A 19,179-nucleotide genomic window follows, 5' to 3' on the forward strand; every position below is an offset into this window, starting at 1 on the left:
TTGCGGATTGCACCGGCCTCTTCGCGAGCAAGCTCGCTCCCACAGGTCTGCGTACAGTGCATCCAATGCGTGTAGCCTCACCGGTGCAACACAAACTGCTCGACAAAGCGCACGGCGTGTTCTTCGCTTGATACAGGTATGCAGGGGCGAGCGCGCTCTTGTGGGAGCGAGCTTGCTCGCGAAGGTGATGGTTCAGACGATGAATTTTCGCAGATTGCACTGGCCTCTTCGCGAGCAAGCTCGCTCCCACAGGTCTGCGTACAGTGCATCCAATGCGTGCAGCCTCACTGGCGCAACACGAACTGCTCGACAAAGCGCACGGCCTGTTCTTCGCTTGATACAAGTATGCAGGGGCGAGCGCGCTCCCACAGGTCTGCATATGGGGGTGAGACAGTTTCACCAGTGCATCAACTGCGCGCAGCCTCACTCACCGGTGCAACACAAACTGCCCGACAAAACGAACAGCCTGTTCTTCGCTGTCCTGCGCGGTAATGCTGGTGTGCAGGGTCATGCGGGCGCGGCCTCGGCGTTGGTAGGTGGTGATGAACTTGTCCCACAGCACCAGCTCTGGCGCATCACAGCGGGCGATGGCGTCACTGCGTACCGGCAGTGGATAACTGATCTGCCCGTCCTGAATCACAATATGCCCATCGCTGATCCCGGCCTCGCGTAGCCGCAGGTGCAGCCAGCCCCAGCCCGCCAGCACTGCGCCGCAATACAGACTGCCGCCGAACAGCGTGTTCTTGTGATTGACGTTAGGTGCCAGTGGCAGGTGCAGGCGCAGGCGCAGAGTCTGGTTGTGCCAGTCAATCACGCGCATGCCCATTTCGCGGGTCAGCGGAATGTCGTGGTGCAGCACCTGCTCAAGCTCGCGGGCTGCGTCATGCTCAGGCTCAATCGTTGTCATCGGAAGCTCCGCTGCTGTCGCCAAACGTCAGGCCGTGTTTACGCAGTTTGTCGTGCAGGGTTTTGCGCGGCACACCCAGCGCTTCCGCCAGGCTGCGAACCGAACTGTGCGGACGAGCCAGCTCGGCGGCGATCAAGGCCCGTTCGAAGCTTTCCACCTGATCACTCAAGCCGCCGCCCGGCGGTGGTGCCTGCTCTGCATCACTGCCTTCCAGCTCCAGCTCAAGACCCAGCGCAAAGCGTTCGGCGGCGTTTTGCAGTTCCCGGACGTTGCCCGGCCAGTTATGACGCAACAACAGCGCCCGCTGGCCGGGCTTGAGCTCGTGCTTGGGAATGCCGTGGCGCATGCTCGCAGCATCAGCGTAGTGTTCGAACAGCATCAGCGCGTCTTCGCCACGTTCGCGCAACGGCGGGATACGCAGCGAGGCCACGTTCAGCCGGTAATACAAGTCCGCCCGGAAGCGGCCCTGATCAGCCGCCTGCCGCAGGTCCTCCTTGGTCGCCGCAATGATGCGGATGTCCAGCGGGATCTGCTGATTGCTGCCCATTCGCTCGACCACGCGCTCCTGCAACAGGCGCAGCAGTTTGACCTGGACATCCAGGCTCATGCTTTCGATTTCATCGAGGAACAGCGTGCCGCCGTTGGCAAACTCGAACTTGCCGATACGTCGCTTCTGCGCGCCGGTAAAGGCACCGGGCTCATGGCCGAACAGCTCGCTTTCCACCACCGATTCAGCCAGCGCCCCGGCGTTGATCGCCACGAACGGGCCGCTGCGGCGGTTGGACAGGTCGTGCAGTGCGCGCGCCACCACTTCTTTACCCGCACCGGTTTCGCCGAGGATCAACACGTCAGCGCGAGTCCCGGCCAACGCCCCGATCTGCTCGCGCAGACGCAGGATTGGCGGTGACTGACCGATCAGCCGAGTGCTCAATTGCTGGCGATCGCTCAGGGCCAGGCGCAGGCTGCGGTTATCCAGCACCAGACGGCGCAGCGCCAGAGCCCGGCGCACGCTGTCGAGCATGGCGTCGCTGGCGAAGGGCTTTTCCAGAAAATCGTAGGCTCCGGCGCGCATGGCTTTGACCGCCAGCGGCACATCGCCGTGACCGGTGATCAGCAGTACCGGCAGGTCGGGGTCCTGCGCGTGAAGCTGGTCGAGCAGTTCCAGGCCATCCATGCCCTGCATACGGATATCGCTGACCACCACGCCTGGCCAGTCGCGGCCAATGCGTTCGGCCAGCCCGGTTGCCTCGGGCAGCGACAGAACGTTCAGTCCAGCCAGGTCCAGGGTCTGGCGAAGCGCCTGACGCAGGTGCGAGTCGTCGTCGATCAGCACCACCTGAATCTGGCTGTCGATGGCTGTGTCCGAACTCATGCGGAAAGGTCCTCTGGCGGTTGAAGATTGGCCCCGGAAGCGCCGGCACGCAGGCGCAGGGTAAGCACTGCGCCGCCGCTCGGATGGTTGGCGAGCAGCAATTCGCCGCCCAGCGCGCGCATCAGCGTATCGCAGATGGCCAGACCCAGGCCAAGGCCCTGAGTGCGGGTCTTGGTCGTGAAGAACGGCTCGCGGGCCCTTGCCATCGCTTCCTGAGAAAATCCGGGGCCGTTGTCACGAATGTACAGATTGACGCCCTCGGCAGTTTGCTCGGCACTTATCCACAGCCTGCGCGGCGGGCCTTTTTCGGTGAGGGCGTCCAGCGCGTTGGCGATCAGATTACCGAGCACCTGACGCAGACGGGTTTCACCGGCCTGCACCCACAGCGTTGCGTCCGGCAGGTCCCGGATCAGTTCGACCTCCATGGCACGCCGCCGCTTGGCCAGCAACGCCAGCGCATCGTCCAGCGCCGGTTGCAGTGCAACGCTTTCAGGGGCGTGCCGGTCACGGCGGGCGAAGGCGCGCAAGTGAGCAATGATCGAGGCCATGCGCCCGGTCAGCTCGCTGATCAGCTTGAGGTTGCCGCGTGCGTCTTCGGTGCGCTGATGATCGAGCAGCACTTCGGCGTTTTCGGCGTAACTGCGAATGGCGGCCAGGGGCTGATTCAATTCGTGGCTGATGCTCGCTGACATGGTGCCCAGCGCGGTCAGCTTGCTGGTCTGCACCAGTTCGTCCTGAGCCTGCACCAGTTCCTGCTGCGCCTGTTCGCGCTCCAGCACTTCCTGACGCAGACGACTATTGAGCCCTTCCAGATCGCTGGTGCGTTCTATAACTCGCATTTCCAGCTCGCGACGTGCCTTGGCCTCGAAGGCGATGCGGTCCAGATAATGGCGGCGACGCTGCATCATCAGGCCCAGCAACAACATCAGCACCAGAAGCGCTGCGCCGCCAATCGCCACCACCGTGCGTACCTGACGGTCAACAAGGGCGCGAGGCGCGAGAATGTTGACGTTCCAGCCGGTTTCTTCGATGGCCTGGGTCTGGGTCAGCCAGGCATGTTCATCAATCCTCAGCGGCCGTGGATCGCGGGTCGGGTAGGACTGAATCGCGACGATGGCCTTTTTCTCGTCATCGGTCAGGTCGCGGGTCGCCCGAAAGCGCCACTCAGGGTTGGAGGTCAGGATTACCACGCCGTTCTGATCGGTCAGCAGCAGTTGCTCGGGCGTCTTGCCCCACAGGGTTTCGGTGTGGTCCAGGTCGACCTTGATCACCAGCACGCCGATCACCCGATCACCATCGCGCACCGGGCCTGCGAAGAAGTAACCACGCTTGGCCGACGTGGTGCCAAGGCCGAAGAAGCGCCCGGTTCTGCCCGCCAGAGCATCGATGAAATAGGGCCTGAAGGAAAAGTTTCGGCCGATGAAGCTGTCTTTCTGTTCCGAGTTCGAGGCGGCCAGGGTCAAGCCGTTGGCGTCCATCAGGTACATGACGTCGGCACCGGTCTGGCGCGTTATCTCGCTGAGCAGACGATTGGCGTTTTTCAGCGTGGTGACATCGCTCGGTGCGGCCAGTGCGCCGCGCAAGGCGGGCAGGTCGCCGAGAATCTGCGGCAGGGTTTCGTAACGGTGCAGAGTGCCGAGCAGGTTGGCGACGTACAGGTCCAGGGTCTGGCGGTTCTGGTTGGCCAGCACGTTGCGGTAATAACGTTCGGCCAGATGCTCCAGCGGCCACAGCAGCGGCGCCAGGCACAGTGCCAGAAGGGCAAGGCTGCGCCAGCGAGGGCGAGGCGGCAGAGCAGCAGAAGTCATGGTCATGGATTGGCCGTCGCCGAAGGGTTGGCGATGCCTGCCGACGACAAGGCCGGTACAGGCAACAGAAACACCCGGTCGATCCTGACGTGGGCATCAGGCGCGTATTATGCCCGCCGCCGACTCGTCAGGCACCCGGACATTGCGCCGGGTGGCCTTGGGGCGCGGGCTCAGGCAAACAGATCGGCTTCTTTCAGACGCTTGCCTTGCTGATCCTTGGCCGACAGGCTGGGTTGGCCGTCGAACTGCCAGTCGATGGCCAGATCCGCATCGTTCCAGGCGATGCAGCGTTCGGCCGAAGGTGTGTAGTAGTCGGTGGTCTTGTACAGGAACTCGGCGTGTTCGCTGAGTACCACGAAGCCATGGGCAAAGCCTTCCGGAACCCACAACTGACGGGCGTTCTCGGCAGACAGCTCGACGCCGACCCACTGGCCGAAGTTCGGCGAACTGCGACGAATGTCCACGGCCACATCCAGCACCTTGCCGACTGTGACGCGCACCAGTTTGCCCTGGGCGTTTTCGATCTGGTAATGCAGGCCGCGCAGCACGCCTTGCTGCGAACGCGAGTGGTTGTCCTGCACGAACTCACGGGTCAGGCCAGTAGCAGCCTGAAAAGCCCTGGCGTTGAAGCTTTCATAGAAGAAGCCTCGTTCATCACCGAATACCTTGGGTTCCAGAATCAGGACTTCCGGTAATTTTGTCGCTACTACGTTCACGTGGCTTCCCCTGCAATCTTCAATAAATGGTGGCAGCTCGACAGTCTGCACTCACGCGCGTCTGCCGAAAAGTAGGGTGATCAGGCAATCAGGTCCTTTGGGTCGGTGAAACCCAGTCGTTCGCCCTGATAACTGCCGTCCTGAACCCTGCGGCACCAGTCCAGGTTGTCCAGATACCACTGCACCGTCTTGCGCAGCCCGGACTCGAAGGTCTCTTCGGGCGTCCAGCCCAGGTCGTTGTCGATTTTGCTGGCATCGATGGCATAGCGCTGGTCGTGGCCCGGACGGTCAACCACGTAGGTGATCAGGTCGCTGTATTGCGTGACGCCCGTCGGGTGCTGCGGGGCCAGCTCATCGAGCAGCGCACAGATACCGCGGACGACGTCGATGTTTTTCTGCTCGTTATGACCGCCGATGTTGTAGGTCTCGCCGACTTTGCCTTCGGTCACGACCTTGAGCAGTGCTCGTGCGTGATCCTCGACATACAGCCAGTCGCGCACTTGCAGGCCATTGCCGTACACCGGCAGCGGCTTGTCCGCCAGGGCGTTGAGAATCACCAGCGGGATGAGCTTTTCGGGAAAGTGGAACGGCCCGTAGTTGTTGGAACAGTTGGTTACCACGACAGGCAGGCCGTAGGTGCGATGCCAGGCGCGCACCAGATGATCCGACGCCGCCTTGCTCGCCGAGTAGGGCGAGCTGGGCGCATAGGGCGTGGTTTCGGTAAACAGATCATCGACGCCGTGCAGGTCGCCATACACCTCATCGGTAGAGATATGGTGAAAACGGAACGCCTGACGTTCAGCTTCCGGCAGTTTCAGCCAGTAAGCGCGCGTGGCTTCCAGCAGGCTGTAGGTACCGACGATGTTGGTCTGGATGAACTCGGCCGGGCCATCAATGGAACGGTCGACGTGGGACTCGGCCGCCAGGTGCATGATCGCCTGTGGTGCAAACCGTTCCAGCACCGCGCTGACGCTGGCCTGATCGCAGATATCGGCCTGAACAAACTCGTAGCGCGTGTCGGTCGCAATTGACTGCAGCGATTCAAGATTGCCCGCGTAGGTCAGTTTGTCGAAGTTCAGCACTTCGTGTTCGGTGTTGTTTATCAGGTGGCGGATCAGTGCAGAACCAATGAAGCCTGCGCCCCCGGTAACGAGTATTCGCATTAACTGACCTTCTTGTGTGTTTTGACGTAATAGCAGCATAGCGCTTGAGCGCATATGGCGAGATAAGGCCATTAAACCCGAGCAGGCGGTTGAATAAAACTCTGGCGGGTTTCCGATAGCTGATGGGGTGTGCAGAGCAATCCCCCGGCAATGCCCTTATAGTTGCGCGACTGCCCATGACGCCTTGCTCGACGAGCCCGGGCCTTCCAACAAGATCGAGGTTCTCCATGCCGCTTGCCACGCTCATCCGCCGGTCCAGTCTGCCTTGCCCCGAGGTGAGCGTGGATCAGGCGCTGCAATTGCTTGCGCAGTATTACGGCTTGAGCGGCACGCTGAAAACGCTGGGCAGCCAGCAGGATCGCAACTTTCTACTTGAAACCGACACGCGGCGTTATGTGCTGAAAATCTGCCACGGGGCCTATTCAACCACTGAACTGAACGCCCAGCACGCGGCGCTGCAACACCTGAGCAGCCACAGCGCCGTTGGCGTGCCCGGCGTGATTGGCGCCAATGACGGCGAGCAACTGCTATCCATCAGGATCGACGGGCAGGTGGTTCACGTGCGCTTGCTTGAATTCATTGATGGGCAGTCACTGGGGCACGCCGGGCATCTGGGGCATGAAGTGGTGGTCGGGTTGGGCGAACTGTGTGCCCGTGTAGACCTGGCACTGGCAGGCTTCGAGCATCCTGGCCTGGAGCGCATTCTGCAATGGGATCCGCGCCACGCTCATGCGCTGATCAAGCACCTGCTGCCGGTAATCAAGGACGCCGACGCTCGCGCCTGTGTCATCGAGGCTGCTGAACAGGCTCATCGTCGTTTGTTGCCATTGATAGCAGCGCTGCCGATACAGGCGGTGCATCTGGACATCACCGAGCACAACGTGGTCTGGCTGCGTGATGCACAGCGCCAATGGCAATTGCAGGGGTTGATCGACTTCGGCGATCTGGTCAGCACCTGGCGAGTGGCCGACCTGTCGGTCACCTGCGCGGCGCTGCTGCACCATGCCGACGGCGACCCGCTGTACATCCTGCCAGCCATTCGCGCCTACCACGCGCTCAATCCGCTGAAGATCGAAGAATTGCAGGCGCTCTGGCCGCTGATCGTCGCTCGATCCGCAGTGCTGGTACTCAGCAGCGAACAGCAGGCCAGCATCGAGCCGGACAACGCGTACATCCAGGCCAACCTTGCCGGGGAATGGAACATCTTCGACGTCGCCACTTCGGTGCCGATGGCGCTGATGGAAGCGGCGATTCTGCAGGCCGTGGGTGTGGGATTTCCGTCTGCCGGTCAGCCCGCTTACCAGCCTATGCTGCCCACTCTAAAGGGGCTCAAGCCGACAGTGGTGGATCTGGGTGTGCTCAGTGAGCACTTTGTAGCAGGCAACTGGGAACAAAGTGGCATTGATGAGTACCTGCTCTCCCAGGCTGCGGGTGACGATGGCCTGTCTGCCAGCCGCTTTGGGGAATACCGGTTGTCGCGCACCTTGCCTGACAGCGCGAAGGAGCCCGAAACCTTCGCCCTGCACGTTGAATTGCATGTGCCCGCGGAAACGGCGCTGCATGCACCGTTCAACGGCACTCTGCGGTTGACCGCTGATGCTGCATTGTTGCTGGTCGGGGAAGGCATAAGTTTGAAGCTGTGGGGCGTGCTACCGGATGCTTCACTGGCTGATCAAGTATCAGCAGGCGCGCTGATCGGGCAGGGCGGTGGTTCGCTGTTGCTGCAACTGTGCACTGCGGCAGACCTCAGCCCGCCGCTGTTCACCACACCTGCCTGGGCGGCAGCCTGGCGCACCGTGTGCCCGTCGCCATCGGCCTTGCTCGGTTTTGATTGTGACGCACCAGCGCTCGCAGACGCCGCGCAATTGCTGGCGCGGCGTGATGCCAGCTTCGCCCGCTCGCAAAAACACTACTACCAGGCTCCGCCGCAGATCGAGCGTGGCTGGCGCAATCACCTGATCGACATGCAGGGCCGTTCCTATCTGGACATGCTCAATAACGTCGCGGTCCTCGGCCACGGCCACCCGCGCATGGCCCACGAGGCGGCTCGTCAATGGTCGCTGCTCAACACCAACTCGCGCTTTCATTACGCGGCAATTGCCGAGTTCTCCGAGCGTTTGCTCAAGCTGGCACCCGAGGGCATGGACCGCGTGTTTCTGGTCAACAGCGGCACCGAGGCCAACGATCTGGCAATCAGGCTGGCCTGGGCCTACAGCGGCGGACGCGACATGCTGAGTGTGCTGGAGGCGTATCACGGCTGGTCGGTGGCGACCGACGCCATTTCCACCTCGATTGCCGACAACCCGCAGGCACTCAGCACCCGCCCGGACTGGGTGCATCCGGTCACCGCACCCAACACCTATCGCGGGCCGTTTCGTGGCGCCGACAGTGCGCCGGAGTATGTGCGCAGCGTCGATCAGGTACTCGCCACGCTGGCAGAGCAGCAACGGCAGGTGGCGGGCTTTATCTGCGAGCCGGTGTACGGCAATGCGGGCGGGATTTCCTTGCCTGCCGGTTATCTGCAACAGGTGTATCGGAAGATTCGCGCTGCGGGTGGTGTATGCATTGCCGATGAGGTGCAGGTGGGTTACGGCCGTCTGGGGCATTACTTCTGGGGCTTCGAAGAGCAGGGCGTGGTGCCGGACATCATCAGCATGGCCAAGGGTATGGGCAACGGCCATCCGTTGGGCGCGGTCATCACCCGTCGTGAGATCGCCGAGGCGCTGGAGGCCGAGGGCTATTTCTTCTCCTCATCCGGTGGCAGCCCGGTCAGTTGCCGTATCGGCATGGCGGTGCTGGACGTCATGGAGGAAGAAAAACTCTGGGACAACGCCCGGCTCGTGGGCGATCACTTCAAGGCGCGCCTGCAGGCACTGGCCGATAAACATCCGCTGGTAGGCGCGGTGCATGGCATGGGGTTTTATCTGGGCATGGAGCTGGTCCGCGACCGTCAGACCCTGGAACCCGCCACAGAAGAAACCGCGCAGCTTTGCGAACGCCTGCGTGAACTGGGCATCTTCATGCAGCCGACCGGCGACCACTTGAACATCCTCAAAATCAAACCCCCGATGTGCACCACCCGGCAAAGCGTGGATTTTTTCGTCGACAACGTATCGAAAGTGCTCCTCGAGCTGGAATAGAGGACGCAGAGCGTCCAGAACTGCATACCCACGCGGAGCATGGGCACGATAGGTGGCGCTTGGACACCCATCGTTCCGCACGCCCCAGCGAGGGAATGGGTACGATAGGTGGCGCTCGTGCACCACCGTTCTGCATGCACCAGCGAGGGAATGGGCACGATAGGTGGTGCCCGGGGGGCCATCGTTCCGCACGCTCCAGCGTGGGAATGCCGTTCGTGACGCTCCGCGTCACACCCAGCTTGCGGTAATGGGCGCTGCCATGAATTTTAAGCCGATTAATATCGGCAAAAATAACAAAATATCGTTTTCTGAACAAAATTTTAGCTTTTAATACCGATTTTTATCCGCTATAAAGGCATTCATAATCGTCATCGCTCGTCTGCTATGGTGATAAGTCCTTTGCATCCGCCCCTGGAGATATTTTCATGAGCCGTATCGTTTCTGTCGCTGCTACCCAGATGGCCTGTTCCTGGGATCTGGAAGCCAACATCGAGACCGCTGAAAAGCTGGTGCGTGAAGCTGCCGCCAAGGGTGCACAGATCATCCTGATTCAGGAACTGTTCGAAACCCCGTACTTCTGCCAGAAGCCGAACCCGGACTATCTGCAGTTGGCGACTACTATCGAATCCAACGTCGCAATCAAGCATTTCCAGAAGCTCGCCAAAGAGCTGCAGGTTGTTCTGCCGATCAGCTTCTTCGAGCTGGCCGGCCGTGCACGTTTCAATACCATTGCGATCATCGACGCAGACGGCACCAACCTGGGCATCTACCGCAAGAGCCACATCCCGGACGGCCCCGGCTACCACGAAAAGTACTACTTCAACCCGGGCGACACCGGCTTCAAGGTCTGGGAGACCCGCTACGCGAAAATCGGCGTCGGCATCTGCTGGGACCAGTGGTTCCCGGAGTGCGCACGCAGCATGGCGTTGCAGGGCGCAGAAATTCTGTTCTACCCGACCGCCATCGGCAGCGAGCCACACGACAAAACCATCAGCTCTCGCGACCACTGGCAGCGCGTGCAACAAGGCCATGCCGGCGCGAACCTGATGCCACTGATCGCCAGCAACCGCATCGGTAACGAAGAGCAGGATGGCTACGACATCACCTTCTATGGCTCGTCGTTCATTGCCAACCAGTTCGGTGAAAAAGTCGCCGAGCTCAACGAAACCGAAGAAGGCGTACTGGTCCACAGCTTCGACCTTGACGAGCTGGAGCACATTCGCAGCGCGTGGGGCACGTTCCGTGATCGCCGTCCGAACCTGTACGGCGCGGTGAAGACCCTCGACGGTTCGCTGGAGTCCTGATCGCCATGACCACGCTCAATAGCACGCCACGCGCCGACGGTTTCCACATGCCTGCCGAATGGGCACCGCAAACCCAGATCTGGATGGTCTGGCCCGAGCGCCCGGACAACTGGCGCCTGGGCGGCAAGCCCGCCCAGGCCGCCCACGTTGCCATCGCCAAGGCCATCGCCCGCTTTGAGCCGGTTACCGTGGGTGTGTCTGCCGCGCAGTACGACAACGCCCGCGCACGGTTGGACATGCCGAACATCCGGGTCGTGGAAATGAGCAGCAACGACGCCTGGGTGCGCGACAGCGGCCCGACGTTCGTCATTAACGAGCGTGGCGAAGTACGCGGTGTGAACTGGGAATTCAATGCCTGGGGTGGTTTCGACGGCGGGTTGTATGCGCCGTGGAACCTGGACTCTCAACTGGGCAGCAAGGTACTGGAAATCGAGCGCTGCCCGCGTTACGTCACCGAAGGCTTCGTGCTGGAAGGCGGCTCGATTCACGTTGACGGCGAAGGCACACTGATTACCACCGAAGAGTGCCTGCTCAATCGCAACCGCAACCCGCACCTGACCCGCGAACAGATCGAAGCAATCCTCGGTGATTATCTGGCTGTGGATAAAGTCGTCTGGCTGCCGGATGGTCTGTTCAACGACGAAACCGACGGGCATGTGGATAACTTCTGTTGCTACATTCGTCCGGGCGAGGTGTTACTGGCCTGGACCGATGATCCCGAAGACCCCAACTATTCACGTTGCCATGCGGCGCTGGGTATTTTGGAAAACACACTGGATGCAAAGGGGCGCGCGTTTATCGTTCATAAAATGCCGATTCCTGGCCCATTGTTCGCCACAGAAGAAGAATGTGCAGGCGTCGATCAGGTGCACGGCAGCCAGGAACGCAACCCTTCGGTGCGTTTGGCCGGGTCCTATGTGAACTTCCTTATCGTCAATGGCGGCATCATTGCGCCGAGCTTCGACGATCCGATGGACGAAAAGGCCCGTGAAATACTGCAAACGCTGTTTCCAGAGCACGAAGTGGTGATGGCACCTGGCCGTGAATTACTGCTGGGTGGCGGCAATATCCACTGCCTGACGCAACAGCAACCGGCACCTCACAACGCCTAGTTAGAAATAACTAGTAACATCGGATGGGCGCAACTGGTCCCGTTCTTGCTGTACCAAGCCCATCACCCGATGGGCTTTTTGTTTTTACCTGTCGAGTAACATCCTGTAACAGATGCGCAGGGCGCTATTCCTGAAGCAGGTTGGTAAACCTTCGTTTTTTTAGCTTGACTGTCATATGGCGTGAGTAGATTTAGCCCCTCATGAAATCAAGAGGTTTTCGTTATGAACGCAGGTATGAACCAGCAGCGTGCTCGTGGTTTTTCTGCTTCTCTCAGTAACGAGGCCCGCCAGCTAGTGGCGGATTGGTTAAGGACGACCAAGCCCGCGAAATCCAGACCGGATGTTCGCGCAATGTTGTTACAGCGTTACCCGGCAGGCCTGTTCAACGATGCCGAGCTCGAAGCGTTGCTCCGCGTGTTGACCGAGCGTGTTGATTGCTCCGGCAACCTTGGCTGAGCCGCTCTAGGCCGGCCATCTGCGTGTTTGACACCCCCGTGCGTCGGGACTAGGATTCGCGTCCCACCGTCTGCGGCTCAATCCTGTACGTGCATCAGCAGTCCACTGCGATGAATTCGTGTCGCCTTCTATACTGCTTGTTCAGAGGCTGGAGGCCCCGATAGCCATTGGCTGTCGCTGCAGCGCGTGTCAATTCGCAGAAAAGGAAGACAAGATGCTTAACAAACGTATGGGCATGCTCGCTTTGGGCATCATCAGCGCCAGTCAGGCCATGGCCGAAGGGCAGGCAGACTCGAAGGGTTTCGTCGAAGACAGCAGGCTGATCGTCAACCTGCGTAACGCCTACATCAATCGCGACTACAAGAACGACCGTGAAGACAAGTCCGAATGGGGCCAGGCTTTCATGGGCAACTTCGCGTCCGGTTTCACTCAGGGCACTGTGGGCGTCGGCGTTGATGCCTTTGCCCTGTACGGCATCCGTCTGGATGGTGGCAAGGGTCGCAGCGGCAATGGCGGCATCGACTTTTTCAAACAGGGTGACAGCGGCGCTGCTGCCGATGACCTGTCCCGTGCAGGCGCGGCGGTAAAGGCCCGTATCTCCAATACCGTCATCAAGTATGGCGACCAGATGCCTCAGTTGCCGGTGCTCAGTTACGACAATTCCCGTCTGCTGCCGGAAAGCTACACCGGCACCATGATCACCTCCAAAGAGATCGACGGGCTTGAAGTGGTTGCCGGACGTTTCACCCAGGAGGCGCGTAAAAGTGCTGAGGGTCGCGACAGTGGTGATCTGAAAAGCATCAACGTCTACGGTGCCAGCTACAAGTTCACCGATGCATTCAGTGCCGCTTTCTACGCCTCCGACAACGAAGACGTGCTCAAGAAGCAGTACGTCAACCTGAACTACGTCTTTGCGCTGCCGCAAGATCAGTCGCTGACCTTCGACTTCAACGGCTACAAGACCAAGCTGGACAAGGACTTCACCACCAGCGATGCGCGTGACAACAAAATCTGGAGCCTGGCCGCGACCTGGGCTGTGGGCATCCACTCCTTCACCCTCGCACACCAGCGCAGCACCGGCGACATGGGCTACGCCTACGGCGGCTACCGCAACGATGGCGGCTTTGGTGATGGCGGCAACACCATCTACCTCGCCAACTCCTACTGGTCCGACTTCAACGGCAAGGACGAGCGCTCGTGGCAGGCTGCCTACGGCGTCGACCTGTCCGGTCTGGTCCTGCCCGGTCTGAGCTACAAAGCTGCTTATGTACGCGGCGACAACATTGACGACGGCACGCCTGGAAGCGGCGATGGCACCGAACGCGAGATCTTCAGCCAGCTGACCTACGTGGTTCAGAGCGGTCCGGCCAAGGACCTCTCGATCCGCCTGCGCAACTCGTTCCTGCGCGTCTCGGATGATGCGTTGGCGTACAACAGCGAAGGCAACGAGACGCGTATCTTCGTCGACTACCCGATCAACGTTTTTTGATCCGAGGGCGGCGGCCTGGTAAAGGCCGTCGCCTGACTCAGTCCGCGACCAACTGAACAAACACCGCGAAGCTGCCGAGGAATATCCAGAAAAAGCTGAACAGCCAAGGACTGCGCTTGGAGAACAGCAAGGACTTTTTCGGCCCGGTTTCGCTGGATTCCCAATCGCTGAACAGCGGCGAGTCGTCATAGGTCAGCCCGATGACCGGCTCGCTGAGCAGCAACTGAGCCTGTTTGTGATGCCAGTGCTGAATGATGTCGCACGCTGCCCGAATGCCCGGCCAGGCGAACAGCGTACTGAGCAGCCCCAGCAAGGCCAGCATCGGCGGCACCACCAGCGTGAACATCGCGCCCCATTCAGTGTTCATGTTCGCCATGGACGACGCGTAAGCAATCACCAGAAACGACTGCGCCGATAAATAGGCGTTGGTGCGGTTGGACAAGTTGGTGGTTTCGTAATGAATTTCGCGTCGATAGAAATCCAGCCGTTCCTTGGGCGAGCCAAACAATTTGACCTGCTGCTCATCCACCACGCTTTGGGGTGTCTGATCCGTAATGATTCTGGGCACTGGCGTTACCGATTTGTAAAAGATGCTGGATAGACTCCCTTGTGCATCGAGCAGTTCGGCTTAAATCCCCGCATACGGGACCGTTCATCCTGTGAGCACGTTTCGACGATCAGGGACATAGTCATGACCATCACCCCCACCCTACATACCGATCGTCTGCTGCTGACGCCCTTGCAGCTAGAGGATGCGCCAGCTATCCAGCAGCGTTTCCCGCTATGGGACATCGTGCAATACCTGAACAACCGCGTCCCTTGGCCTTACCCTGAGGACGGTGCGCTGCGCTACATTCAGGATGTTGCGCTGCCAGCCATCGCAAGCGGTACCGAATGGCACTGGATGATCCGCCTGCAAAGCGCGCCCCAAGAGATCATCGGCAGCATTACCCTCATGACCCACCACGGCAACAACCGCGGCTTCTGGCTACACCCGGACTGGCAAGGCAATGGCTACATGAAAGAGGCCTGCCGTGTGGTCAATCGACAGTGGTTCGAAGCACTGGGCATGCCCGTGATGCAAGTACCCAAAGCCGCCCCGAATGAAGCCTCGCGGCGTATTTCGATCAACGAAGGCATGCGCATAGTGAGCACACACGAGGGTGAGTTCGTCAGCGGGCGGTTCGAAGTGGAAGTTTGGGAGATGACGCGGGAGGAGTGGTTGCGCCTACACGAATAATAGTTACCTCTGTTTCCTTCCTGGTGATGTGTCCCTCAACCCTCTAGGCAGTCATGGCGCAGGCCTGTACCTTTCTTCGCTTAAGACAATACAGCGCTGTGAGCCTGCCGCATCTGCGAGAGCCGCGAGCTGAAAACCGGAGTGGCTCTGCAAAGCATGGAAGGCAAGAAGCTCAAAATTATGGTGTCCTCGACTGTCTACGGCGTGGAAGAGTTGCTGGACCGTGTCTACACGTTGCTGACCAGCTTTGATTATGAAGTGTTGATGTCTCACAAGGGCACCATTCCCGTGTCATCAGGACAGACCGCATTTGAAAACTGCCTGGCAGCGGTGCAACAGTGTGATTTGTTTCTGGGTATCATCACGCCTCAATACGGTAGCGGTGTGGACACCACTGGCATTTCCATCACCCATCAGGAAATGAAACTCGCTATCGAACTGAAGAAACCTCGGTGGTTTCTGGCTCATGATCGCGTTGTATTTGCGCGGACCTTGCTCAGGGAGCTGGGTTACAAAAATCAGGCGCTAAGGCAAACCCTCACTTTGAAGCCCAAGGCCACTTCGATCACTGATCTGAAAGTCATCGACATGTACGAAGACGCCACTATGGAGCAGTTGCCCTTGAGCGATCGCCAAGGCAACTGGGTTCAGAAATTTGATCGTGATGATGATGCCGGTCTGTTCGTTGTGGCTCAATTCTCGCGCTACCAGGATCTTGAGCAGCGCCTCATAGATCATTTGGGTGACAGTGAAATGGTCGCCCAGCGTTTGAAGGAAGACCATGAGTAGAAGCCCATCCCAACTCAAGAAACTGCTGCTGCTGGGCGAGAGCCAGAACCTTGAGCTCAAGGCACGCGCAAGCACTCAGATATGTGGGCCGCATGTTTGCGCCTTTCTCAACTCCCAAGGCGGCTACCTGCTATGCGGCGTCGACGATGATGGCCAGGTTCTCGGTGTGGATGACGCTCAGCGTGTGGCGCAGAAAATGGAGAGCCAGCTCAAAGCCCAGATCCAGCCCCCAGTATTATTTTCGGTTGAAGTGCAGGAGATCGATGATCGCCAAGTGCTGGTAATCGAAGTGCCCTCAGGCAAAGATGTCCCCTATGCCTTTCGAAATGATATCTACATCCGTCAGGGCGAAAGTACCGTAAAGGCCAGCGTCGATGTCATTCGCGATATGGTACTGCGCAAGCAGATTGAGCCAGAGCGATGGGAGCGACTGTTTTCCTCTGAGCTGGACGAGCAACAGCTATCTCGCACAGCCTGTCAGAAACTACTTTCTGCACCTCGTATCCCATTGGAAGTCAGGCAGTCCGAGCAGGGATTACTGCATCAGTTGCAGCTACTTTCACTCGCAAAATACGGTCGCCTTACCAACGCGGCCGATGTTTTACTCGCTCAGGATCCTGTGCGTCGTCATCCTCAGGCGCGAGTGCGAGCAGTTTGTTACAGCAGCAAAACCGCCAATGAGTATCAGGATCTGCAACATTTTGCAGGCCCGATGACAGAAGTGATCGAACAGTTATCCGCATTCATCATGCGTAACACCCCGGTCAAGGCGCGCTTTAGCCAAGGCCGCAATCAGCGTGAAGACTTACCGTTGTATCCGGAGATGGCTATACGTGAAGGTATCGTCAACGCTTTCGCTCATCGAGACTACAGCAGCTTTTCCGGCGGCATCAAAGTAGAAATCAGTCCGGTCCGACTGCAGATCTGGAACTCCGGCAGCCTTCCTGACGGCGTCGATGCGGACAAGCTCCAACAGGGCCATATTTCAGTGCTGCGCAATCCTGATATTGCCCACGCACTTTATTTACAGGGCTATATGGAAAAGCTGGGTCGCGGCAGCGTACTTATTCGTCAGGCCTGCGAAGAGAACGGCCTTGCGCCTCCTGTTTGGTATAGCGAAGGAAACTCTGGAGTCACCCTCACGTTCTTTACCCCGGAAGTCGCCCCGGAGGTCACCCCGGAAGTCACCCCGGAAGTCACCCCGGAAGTCGAAAAGCTGATTGTGCTCGTAAATGGAGATATCAAACGCATAGAGCTTCAGCACCAGTTGAAGCTGGCTGACGCGGAACACTTCCGTAAACATTACCTTTCGCCCGCGCTTGAGCAGGGCGTTCTTGCCATGACGATTCCGGAAAAACCGACCAGCAGCAATCAGCGATATCGTCTGACGAGCCTGGGGAAAATCGTTCGTAAGCGACTCGACGGGCAATGAGTGCCTTGACGATCAGGCCCGCCAACAAAAAAGCTAAAGTGGTCGCGGTTCCTGGATAGGGAACCTGACGGCGAGCTTTTGGTACGGGAGCAAACACACTGAAACAGATTCTAGAAAATGACCCCGACATCACCCTGGTAACGGTCCAGCCCGAAGACTTCGAAACCTTGGTGGCCATACGTATCGAAGCCATGCGCGAAAGCCTCGAGCGCGTTGGTCGGTTCGACCCGGTGCGCGCCCGAGAGCGTTTTCGTGAAGGGTTTTCTGCGTCATGCACACATTACATTCAGTTCGCCGGCAGTAAGGTCGGCTTCGTGGTCGTCAAACCGAGCAGCGACGGCCTGCTGCTGGATCACCTGTATATCAAGCCGGCTGTTCAAGGGCAGGGCATTGGTTCTGCCGTGCTTCGGCAGGTGTTCGCGCAAGCGGACGCAAGCGCATCCACAGTAAGAGTGGGCGCCCTGAAGGAAAGCGACTCCAACCGCTTCTACCTCCGCCACGGGTTTCAGCTCGTTGAGAGCGGCGAGTTCGACAACTACTACCTCCGCCCGCAACGTCTGCCGATGTGCTGACGGGTTGGGATATTAATCCGCAGTTGTCACGTTTTTGGCTGTACGCGCAGCTCGAGCTGACCAGCGAGAGCGTAGAGACCTAAATGATCTTTACAGCTGCTTGCAAAAATGGCCACTTTGCCTCACTGTAAATACAAATGTCATTACACTGGAGGATGCCCACATGGCGTCTATCAACGTTCGTATCGACGACGATCTCAAAGCGCGTGCTTACCTCGAGCTGGAAAAGCTTGGCGTCACCCCCTCGGAGTTGCTGCGCCAAACCCTGCAGTACGTAGCTGAGCGTGGTCAGCTGCCCTTCAAGACGGTTCTGCTGACAGAGGAAGACGAAGCGCTGTTGGCAACTGTGCGCGAGCGCCTTGCAGCTCCGCAGCGGGTCAAGGTTTCACTGGATGACCTATAACCTCGAATTCGATGCGCGGGCTCTAAAGGAATGGCACAAATTAGGGGATACCGTGCGTCAGCAGCTCAAGAAAAAGCTGGCTACGATTCTGGTTGCTCCGCGTGTTGAAGCCAATCGTCTGCATGCATTGCCTGACTGCTACAAAATCAAACTGCGCAGTAGCGGCTATCGGCTGGTTTATCAGGTTATTGACCAAGAGGTTGTGGTCTTCGTGGTTGCTGTGGACAAGCGTGAGCGAGAGGAGGTTTACCGTAAGGCTGCTGATCGGTTGGGCGGGTAAATGAGGAACGGGCCACTGCGTACTGAATGAAAACATAAGTTGCCTAGCCCGCCATCAGCTCTGGTACCAAACCATCGACAGTACGGTTGAGCGCCCTGAAAGAAAGCGACTCCAACCGCTTCTACCTCCGCCACGGTTTTCAGCTCGTTGAGAGCGGCGAGTTCGACAACTACTACCTCCGCCCGCAACGTCTGCCGATGTGCTGACGGGTTGGGATCAACCCGCCGAGGCAGCTTTCTCCGCCGCACGTGCAGCGAGCATCGCCGCTTCCGTTTCCTGAGTGTGCAGCTCACCTTTGTACGCCAGTTGATTGAAGAACATGCCGTCGATCTGATCTTTCGATGGCGTCGATGTCTTGGGAATAAACAACGCGCCCAGATCCAGCGAGCTGGCGAAGTTCTCCTTGGTCAGGTTGTACCGTCCCAGATAACTGCCGCTCCACGGTGAATCGGCATCGACCAGATCAATAGCCGTCTCCCGGTAAGTGGCGGCTGCAGCTTTCAGCCCACTGGACGCATTCAGCAGCGTGTTCAATTGCTGTGTGTCCGCATCGCTCAACTCACCGGAACTGTTGGTCGCCTTCAGATTGCCGTTTGCCTCAATCGTGAAGCCAAACTTCTTGCTGGCCAGATCCGGATAGACAGACGCCAGCGTCGACTTGAACGCTTCATACGAAGTCTTCAACGCCTCCGTAGAGTTAGTATGTTGCGCCGCCTTCTGCGGGAAGTCAGGTGACTGCGAACGGCCTATCCAGGTATCGACTGCTTGCATCGGCTCAGTGGTTGCAGGCACTTCGGTACTCGGGTGGTAAACAACGGCAGGCGTGTTGGCGGCAGCGTTCTTCAGCGCTTCTTTCTGCGCATCGGTGAGCGGCTGCGGCGTGAGCGTGATGCCGGAATTGGGCAGGGTGATGGTGGGAGAGGTGTTGTTGCCGGGGGTTAGTGAGATAACCATTTCATCGATCCATGATTGCGGGGTTGTATGGGGGGTATCGAC

The 19,179-nt window shown here is 59.0% G+C and carries 18 protein-coding genes and 1 pseudogene; 12 read left to right on the plus strand and 7 right to left on the minus strand.

Translation table 11 applies throughout. The features are described from left to right. Positions 1 to 427: 427 nt before the first annotated feature. From RYC17_RS21225 to rfbB, 5 genes are all read right to left on the minus strand, one after another. On the minus strand, positions 428 to 907 hold the full coding sequence (locus RYC17_RS21225; protein WP_316904383.1) for a YiiD C-terminal domain-containing protein: 480 nt from the start codon (positions 905 to 907) through the stop codon (positions 428 to 430). Continuing rightward, a complete protein-coding gene (locus RYC17_RS21230; protein ID WP_316904386.1) occupies positions 894 to 2,279 on the minus strand; it encodes a sigma-54 dependent transcriptional regulator in 1,386 nt (461 codons plus the stop codon). The genes RYC17_RS21225 and RYC17_RS21230 overlap by 14 nt, the downstream gene beginning before the upstream one ends. Next, a complete protein-coding gene (locus tag RYC17_RS21235) occupies positions 2,276 to 4,093 on the minus strand; it encodes an ATP-binding protein (RefSeq protein WP_122259187.1) in 1,818 nt (605 codons plus the stop codon). The genes RYC17_RS21230 and RYC17_RS21235 overlap by 4 nt, the downstream gene beginning before the upstream one ends. A 164-nt stretch (positions 4,094 to 4,257) precedes the next feature. Then, positions 4,258 to 4,803 carry a dTDP-4-dehydrorhamnose 3,5-epimerase gene (gene rfbC, locus RYC17_RS21240; protein WP_122259188.1) on the minus strand — a complete coding sequence of 182 codons (546 nt, stop codon included), beginning with the start codon at positions 4,801 to 4,803 and terminating at the stop codon, positions 4,258 to 4,260. A gap of 80 nt (positions 4,804 to 4,883) precedes the next feature. Further along, positions 4,884 to 5,966 carry a dTDP-glucose 4,6-dehydratase gene (rfbB, locus tag RYC17_RS21245; protein WP_122259189.1) on the minus strand — a complete coding sequence of 361 codons (1,083 nt, stop codon included), beginning with the start codon at positions 5,964 to 5,966 and terminating at the stop codon, positions 4,884 to 4,886. Positions 5,967 to 6,193: 227 nt separating this feature from the next. Between rfbB and RYC17_RS21250 the strand changes: the two genes are divergently transcribed. The 5 genes from RYC17_RS21250 to RYC17_RS21270 all read left to right on the plus strand — a co-directional run bounded on the left by RYC17_RS21250 (position 6,194) and on the right by RYC17_RS21270 (position 13,467). Next, on the plus strand, positions 6,194 to 9,106 hold the full coding sequence (locus tag RYC17_RS21250) for an aminotransferase (protein ID WP_316904388.1): 2,913 nt from the start codon (positions 6,194 to 6,196) through the stop codon (positions 9,104 to 9,106). A gap of 425 nt (positions 9,107 to 9,531) precedes the next feature. Next, the gene (gene aguB / locus RYC17_RS21255) at positions 9,532 to 10,410 is read left to right on the plus strand and encodes an N-carbamoylputrescine amidase (RefSeq protein WP_057455964.1); all 879 of its coding nucleotides are present in this window, start codon (positions 9,532 to 9,534) and stop codon (positions 10,408 to 10,410) included. A gap of 5 nt (positions 10,411 to 10,415) precedes the next feature. Then, positions 10,416 to 11,522 carry an agmatine deiminase gene (aguA, locus tag RYC17_RS21260; protein ID WP_316904391.1) on the plus strand — a complete coding sequence of 369 codons (1,107 nt, stop codon included), beginning with the start codon at positions 10,416 to 10,418 and terminating at the stop codon, positions 11,520 to 11,522. 222 nt (positions 11,523 to 11,744) lie between these two features. After that, positions 11,745 to 11,978 carry a hypothetical protein gene (locus RYC17_RS21265; protein WP_080394820.1) on the plus strand — a complete coding sequence of 78 codons (234 nt, stop codon included), beginning with the start codon at positions 11,745 to 11,747 and terminating at the stop codon, positions 11,976 to 11,978. Positions 11,979 to 12,192: 214 nt separating this feature from the next. Then, entirely contained in the window at positions 12,193 to 13,467 is a 1,275-nt protein-coding gene (locus RYC17_RS21270) for an OprD family porin (RefSeq protein WP_004667253.1), read from the plus strand. Positions 13,468 to 13,504: 37 nt separating this feature from the next. Here RYC17_RS21270 and RYC17_RS21275 read toward each other — a convergent pair whose 3' ends face one another. Beyond that, the gene (locus RYC17_RS21275) at positions 13,505 to 13,999 is read right to left on the minus strand and encodes a hypothetical protein (RefSeq protein ID WP_058400036.1); all 495 of its coding nucleotides are present in this window, start codon (positions 13,997 to 13,999) and stop codon (positions 13,505 to 13,507) included. A gap of 159 nt (positions 14,000 to 14,158) precedes the next feature. Here RYC17_RS21275 and RYC17_RS21280 point away from each other — a divergent pair, with 159 nt between their 5' ends. The 7 genes and pseudogenes from RYC17_RS21280 to RYC17_RS21310 all read left to right on the plus strand — a co-directional run. Further along, positions 14,159 to 14,707 carry a GNAT family N-acetyltransferase gene (locus RYC17_RS21280; RefSeq protein WP_122259193.1) on the plus strand — a complete coding sequence of 183 codons (549 nt, stop codon included), beginning with the start codon at positions 14,159 to 14,161 and terminating at the stop codon, positions 14,705 to 14,707. 156 nt (positions 14,708 to 14,863) lie between these two features. Beyond that, positions 14,864 to 15,496, plus strand: a complete 633-nt coding sequence (locus RYC17_RS21285) for a DUF4062 domain-containing protein (RefSeq protein WP_316904396.1) — start codon at positions 14,864 to 14,866, stop codon at positions 15,494 to 15,496. Further along, positions 15,489 to 16,928: an RNA-binding domain-containing protein gene (locus RYC17_RS21290; RefSeq protein WP_316904394.1), complete on the plus strand. Its 1,440-nt coding sequence runs from the start codon at positions 15,489 to 15,491 to the stop codon at positions 16,926 to 16,928. Before RYC17_RS21285 ends, RYC17_RS21290 begins: the two co-directional genes overlap by 8 nt. 98 nt (positions 16,929 to 17,026) lie before the next feature. Next, a complete protein-coding gene (locus RYC17_RS21295; RefSeq protein WP_058400040.1) occupies positions 17,027 to 17,500 on the plus strand; it encodes a GNAT family N-acetyltransferase in 474 nt (157 codons plus the stop codon). Positions 17,501 to 17,663: 163 nt separating this feature from the next. Beyond that, on the plus strand, positions 17,664 to 17,903 hold the full coding sequence (locus tag RYC17_RS21300) for a type II toxin-antitoxin system RelB/DinJ family antitoxin (RefSeq protein ID WP_058400041.1): 240 nt from the start codon (positions 17,664 to 17,666) through the stop codon (positions 17,901 to 17,903). After that, entirely contained in the window at positions 17,893 to 18,183 is a 291-nt protein-coding gene (locus RYC17_RS21305) for a type II toxin-antitoxin system RelE family toxin (protein ID WP_010434526.1), read from the plus strand. The genes RYC17_RS21300 and RYC17_RS21305 overlap by 11 nt, the downstream gene beginning before the upstream one ends. A 74-nt stretch (positions 18,184 to 18,257) precedes the next feature. After that, positions 18,258 to 18,389 (plus strand): annotated as a pseudogene (locus RYC17_RS21310) (GNAT family N-acetyltransferase); the annotation flags it as partial. 10 nt (positions 18,390 to 18,399) lie between these two features. Here the strand turns inward: RYC17_RS21310 and RYC17_RS21315 are convergent. Beyond that, on the minus strand, positions 18,400 to 19,137 hold the full coding sequence (locus RYC17_RS21315; RefSeq protein ID WP_316904397.1) for a hypothetical protein: 738 nt from the start codon (positions 19,135 to 19,137) through the stop codon (positions 18,400 to 18,402). Positions 19,138 to 19,179 lie beyond the last annotated feature (42 nt).

The organism is Pseudomonas syringae group sp. J248-6, from assembly GCF_032586995.1.
In the GTDB taxonomy this organism is placed as follows: Bacteria; Pseudomonadota; Gammaproteobacteria; order Pseudomonadales; family Pseudomonadaceae; genus Aquipseudomonas; species Aquipseudomonas amygdali.

Coding starts and splice junctions, on each gene's coding strand:
- RYC17_RS21225 (WP_316904383.1), bottom strand. CDS start 907: ATGACAACGATTGAGCCTGAGCATGACGCAGCCCGCGAGCTTGAGCAG.
- RYC17_RS21230 (WP_316904386.1), bottom strand. CDS start 2,279: ATGAGTTCGGACACAGCCATCGACAGCCAGATTCAGGTGGTGCTGATC.
- RYC17_RS21235 (WP_122259187.1), bottom strand. CDS start 4,093: ATGACCATGACTTCTGCTGCTCTGCCGCCTCGCCCTCGCTGGCGCAGC.
- rfbB (WP_122259189.1), bottom strand. CDS start 5,966: ATGCGAATACTCGTTACCGGGGGCGCAGGCTTCATTGGTTCTGCACTG.
- RYC17_RS21250 (WP_316904388.1), top strand. CDS start 6,194: ATGCCGCTTGCCACGCTCATCCGCCGGTCCAGTCTGCCTTGCCCCGAG.
- aguB (WP_057455964.1), top strand. CDS start 9,532: ATGAGCCGTATCGTTTCTGTCGCTGCTACCCAGATGGCCTGTTCCTGG.
- aguA (WP_316904391.1), top strand. CDS start 10,416: ATGACCACGCTCAATAGCACGCCACGCGCCGACGGTTTCCACATGCCT.
- RYC17_RS21265 (WP_080394820.1), top strand. CDS start 11,745: ATGAACGCAGGTATGAACCAGCAGCGTGCTCGTGGTTTTTCTGCTTCT.
- RYC17_RS21270 (WP_004667253.1), top strand. CDS start 12,193: ATGCTTAACAAACGTATGGGCATGCTCGCTTTGGGCATCATCAGCGCC.
- RYC17_RS21280 (WP_122259193.1), top strand. CDS start 14,159: ATGACCATCACCCCCACCCTACATACCGATCGTCTGCTGCTGACGCCC.
- RYC17_RS21285 (WP_316904396.1), top strand. CDS start 14,864: ATGGAAGGCAAGAAGCTCAAAATTATGGTGTCCTCGACTGTCTACGGC.
- RYC17_RS21290 (WP_316904394.1), top strand. CDS start 15,489: ATGAGTAGAAGCCCATCCCAACTCAAGAAACTGCTGCTGCTGGGCGAG.
- RYC17_RS21300 (WP_058400041.1), top strand. CDS start 17,664: ATGGCGTCTATCAACGTTCGTATCGACGACGATCTCAAAGCGCGTGCT.
- RYC17_RS21305 (WP_010434526.1), top strand. CDS start 17,893: ATGACCTATAACCTCGAATTCGATGCGCGGGCTCTAAAGGAATGGCAC.
- RYC17_RS21315 (WP_316904397.1), bottom strand. CDS start 19,137: ATGGTTATCTCACTAACCCCCGGCAACAACACCTCTCCCACCATCACC.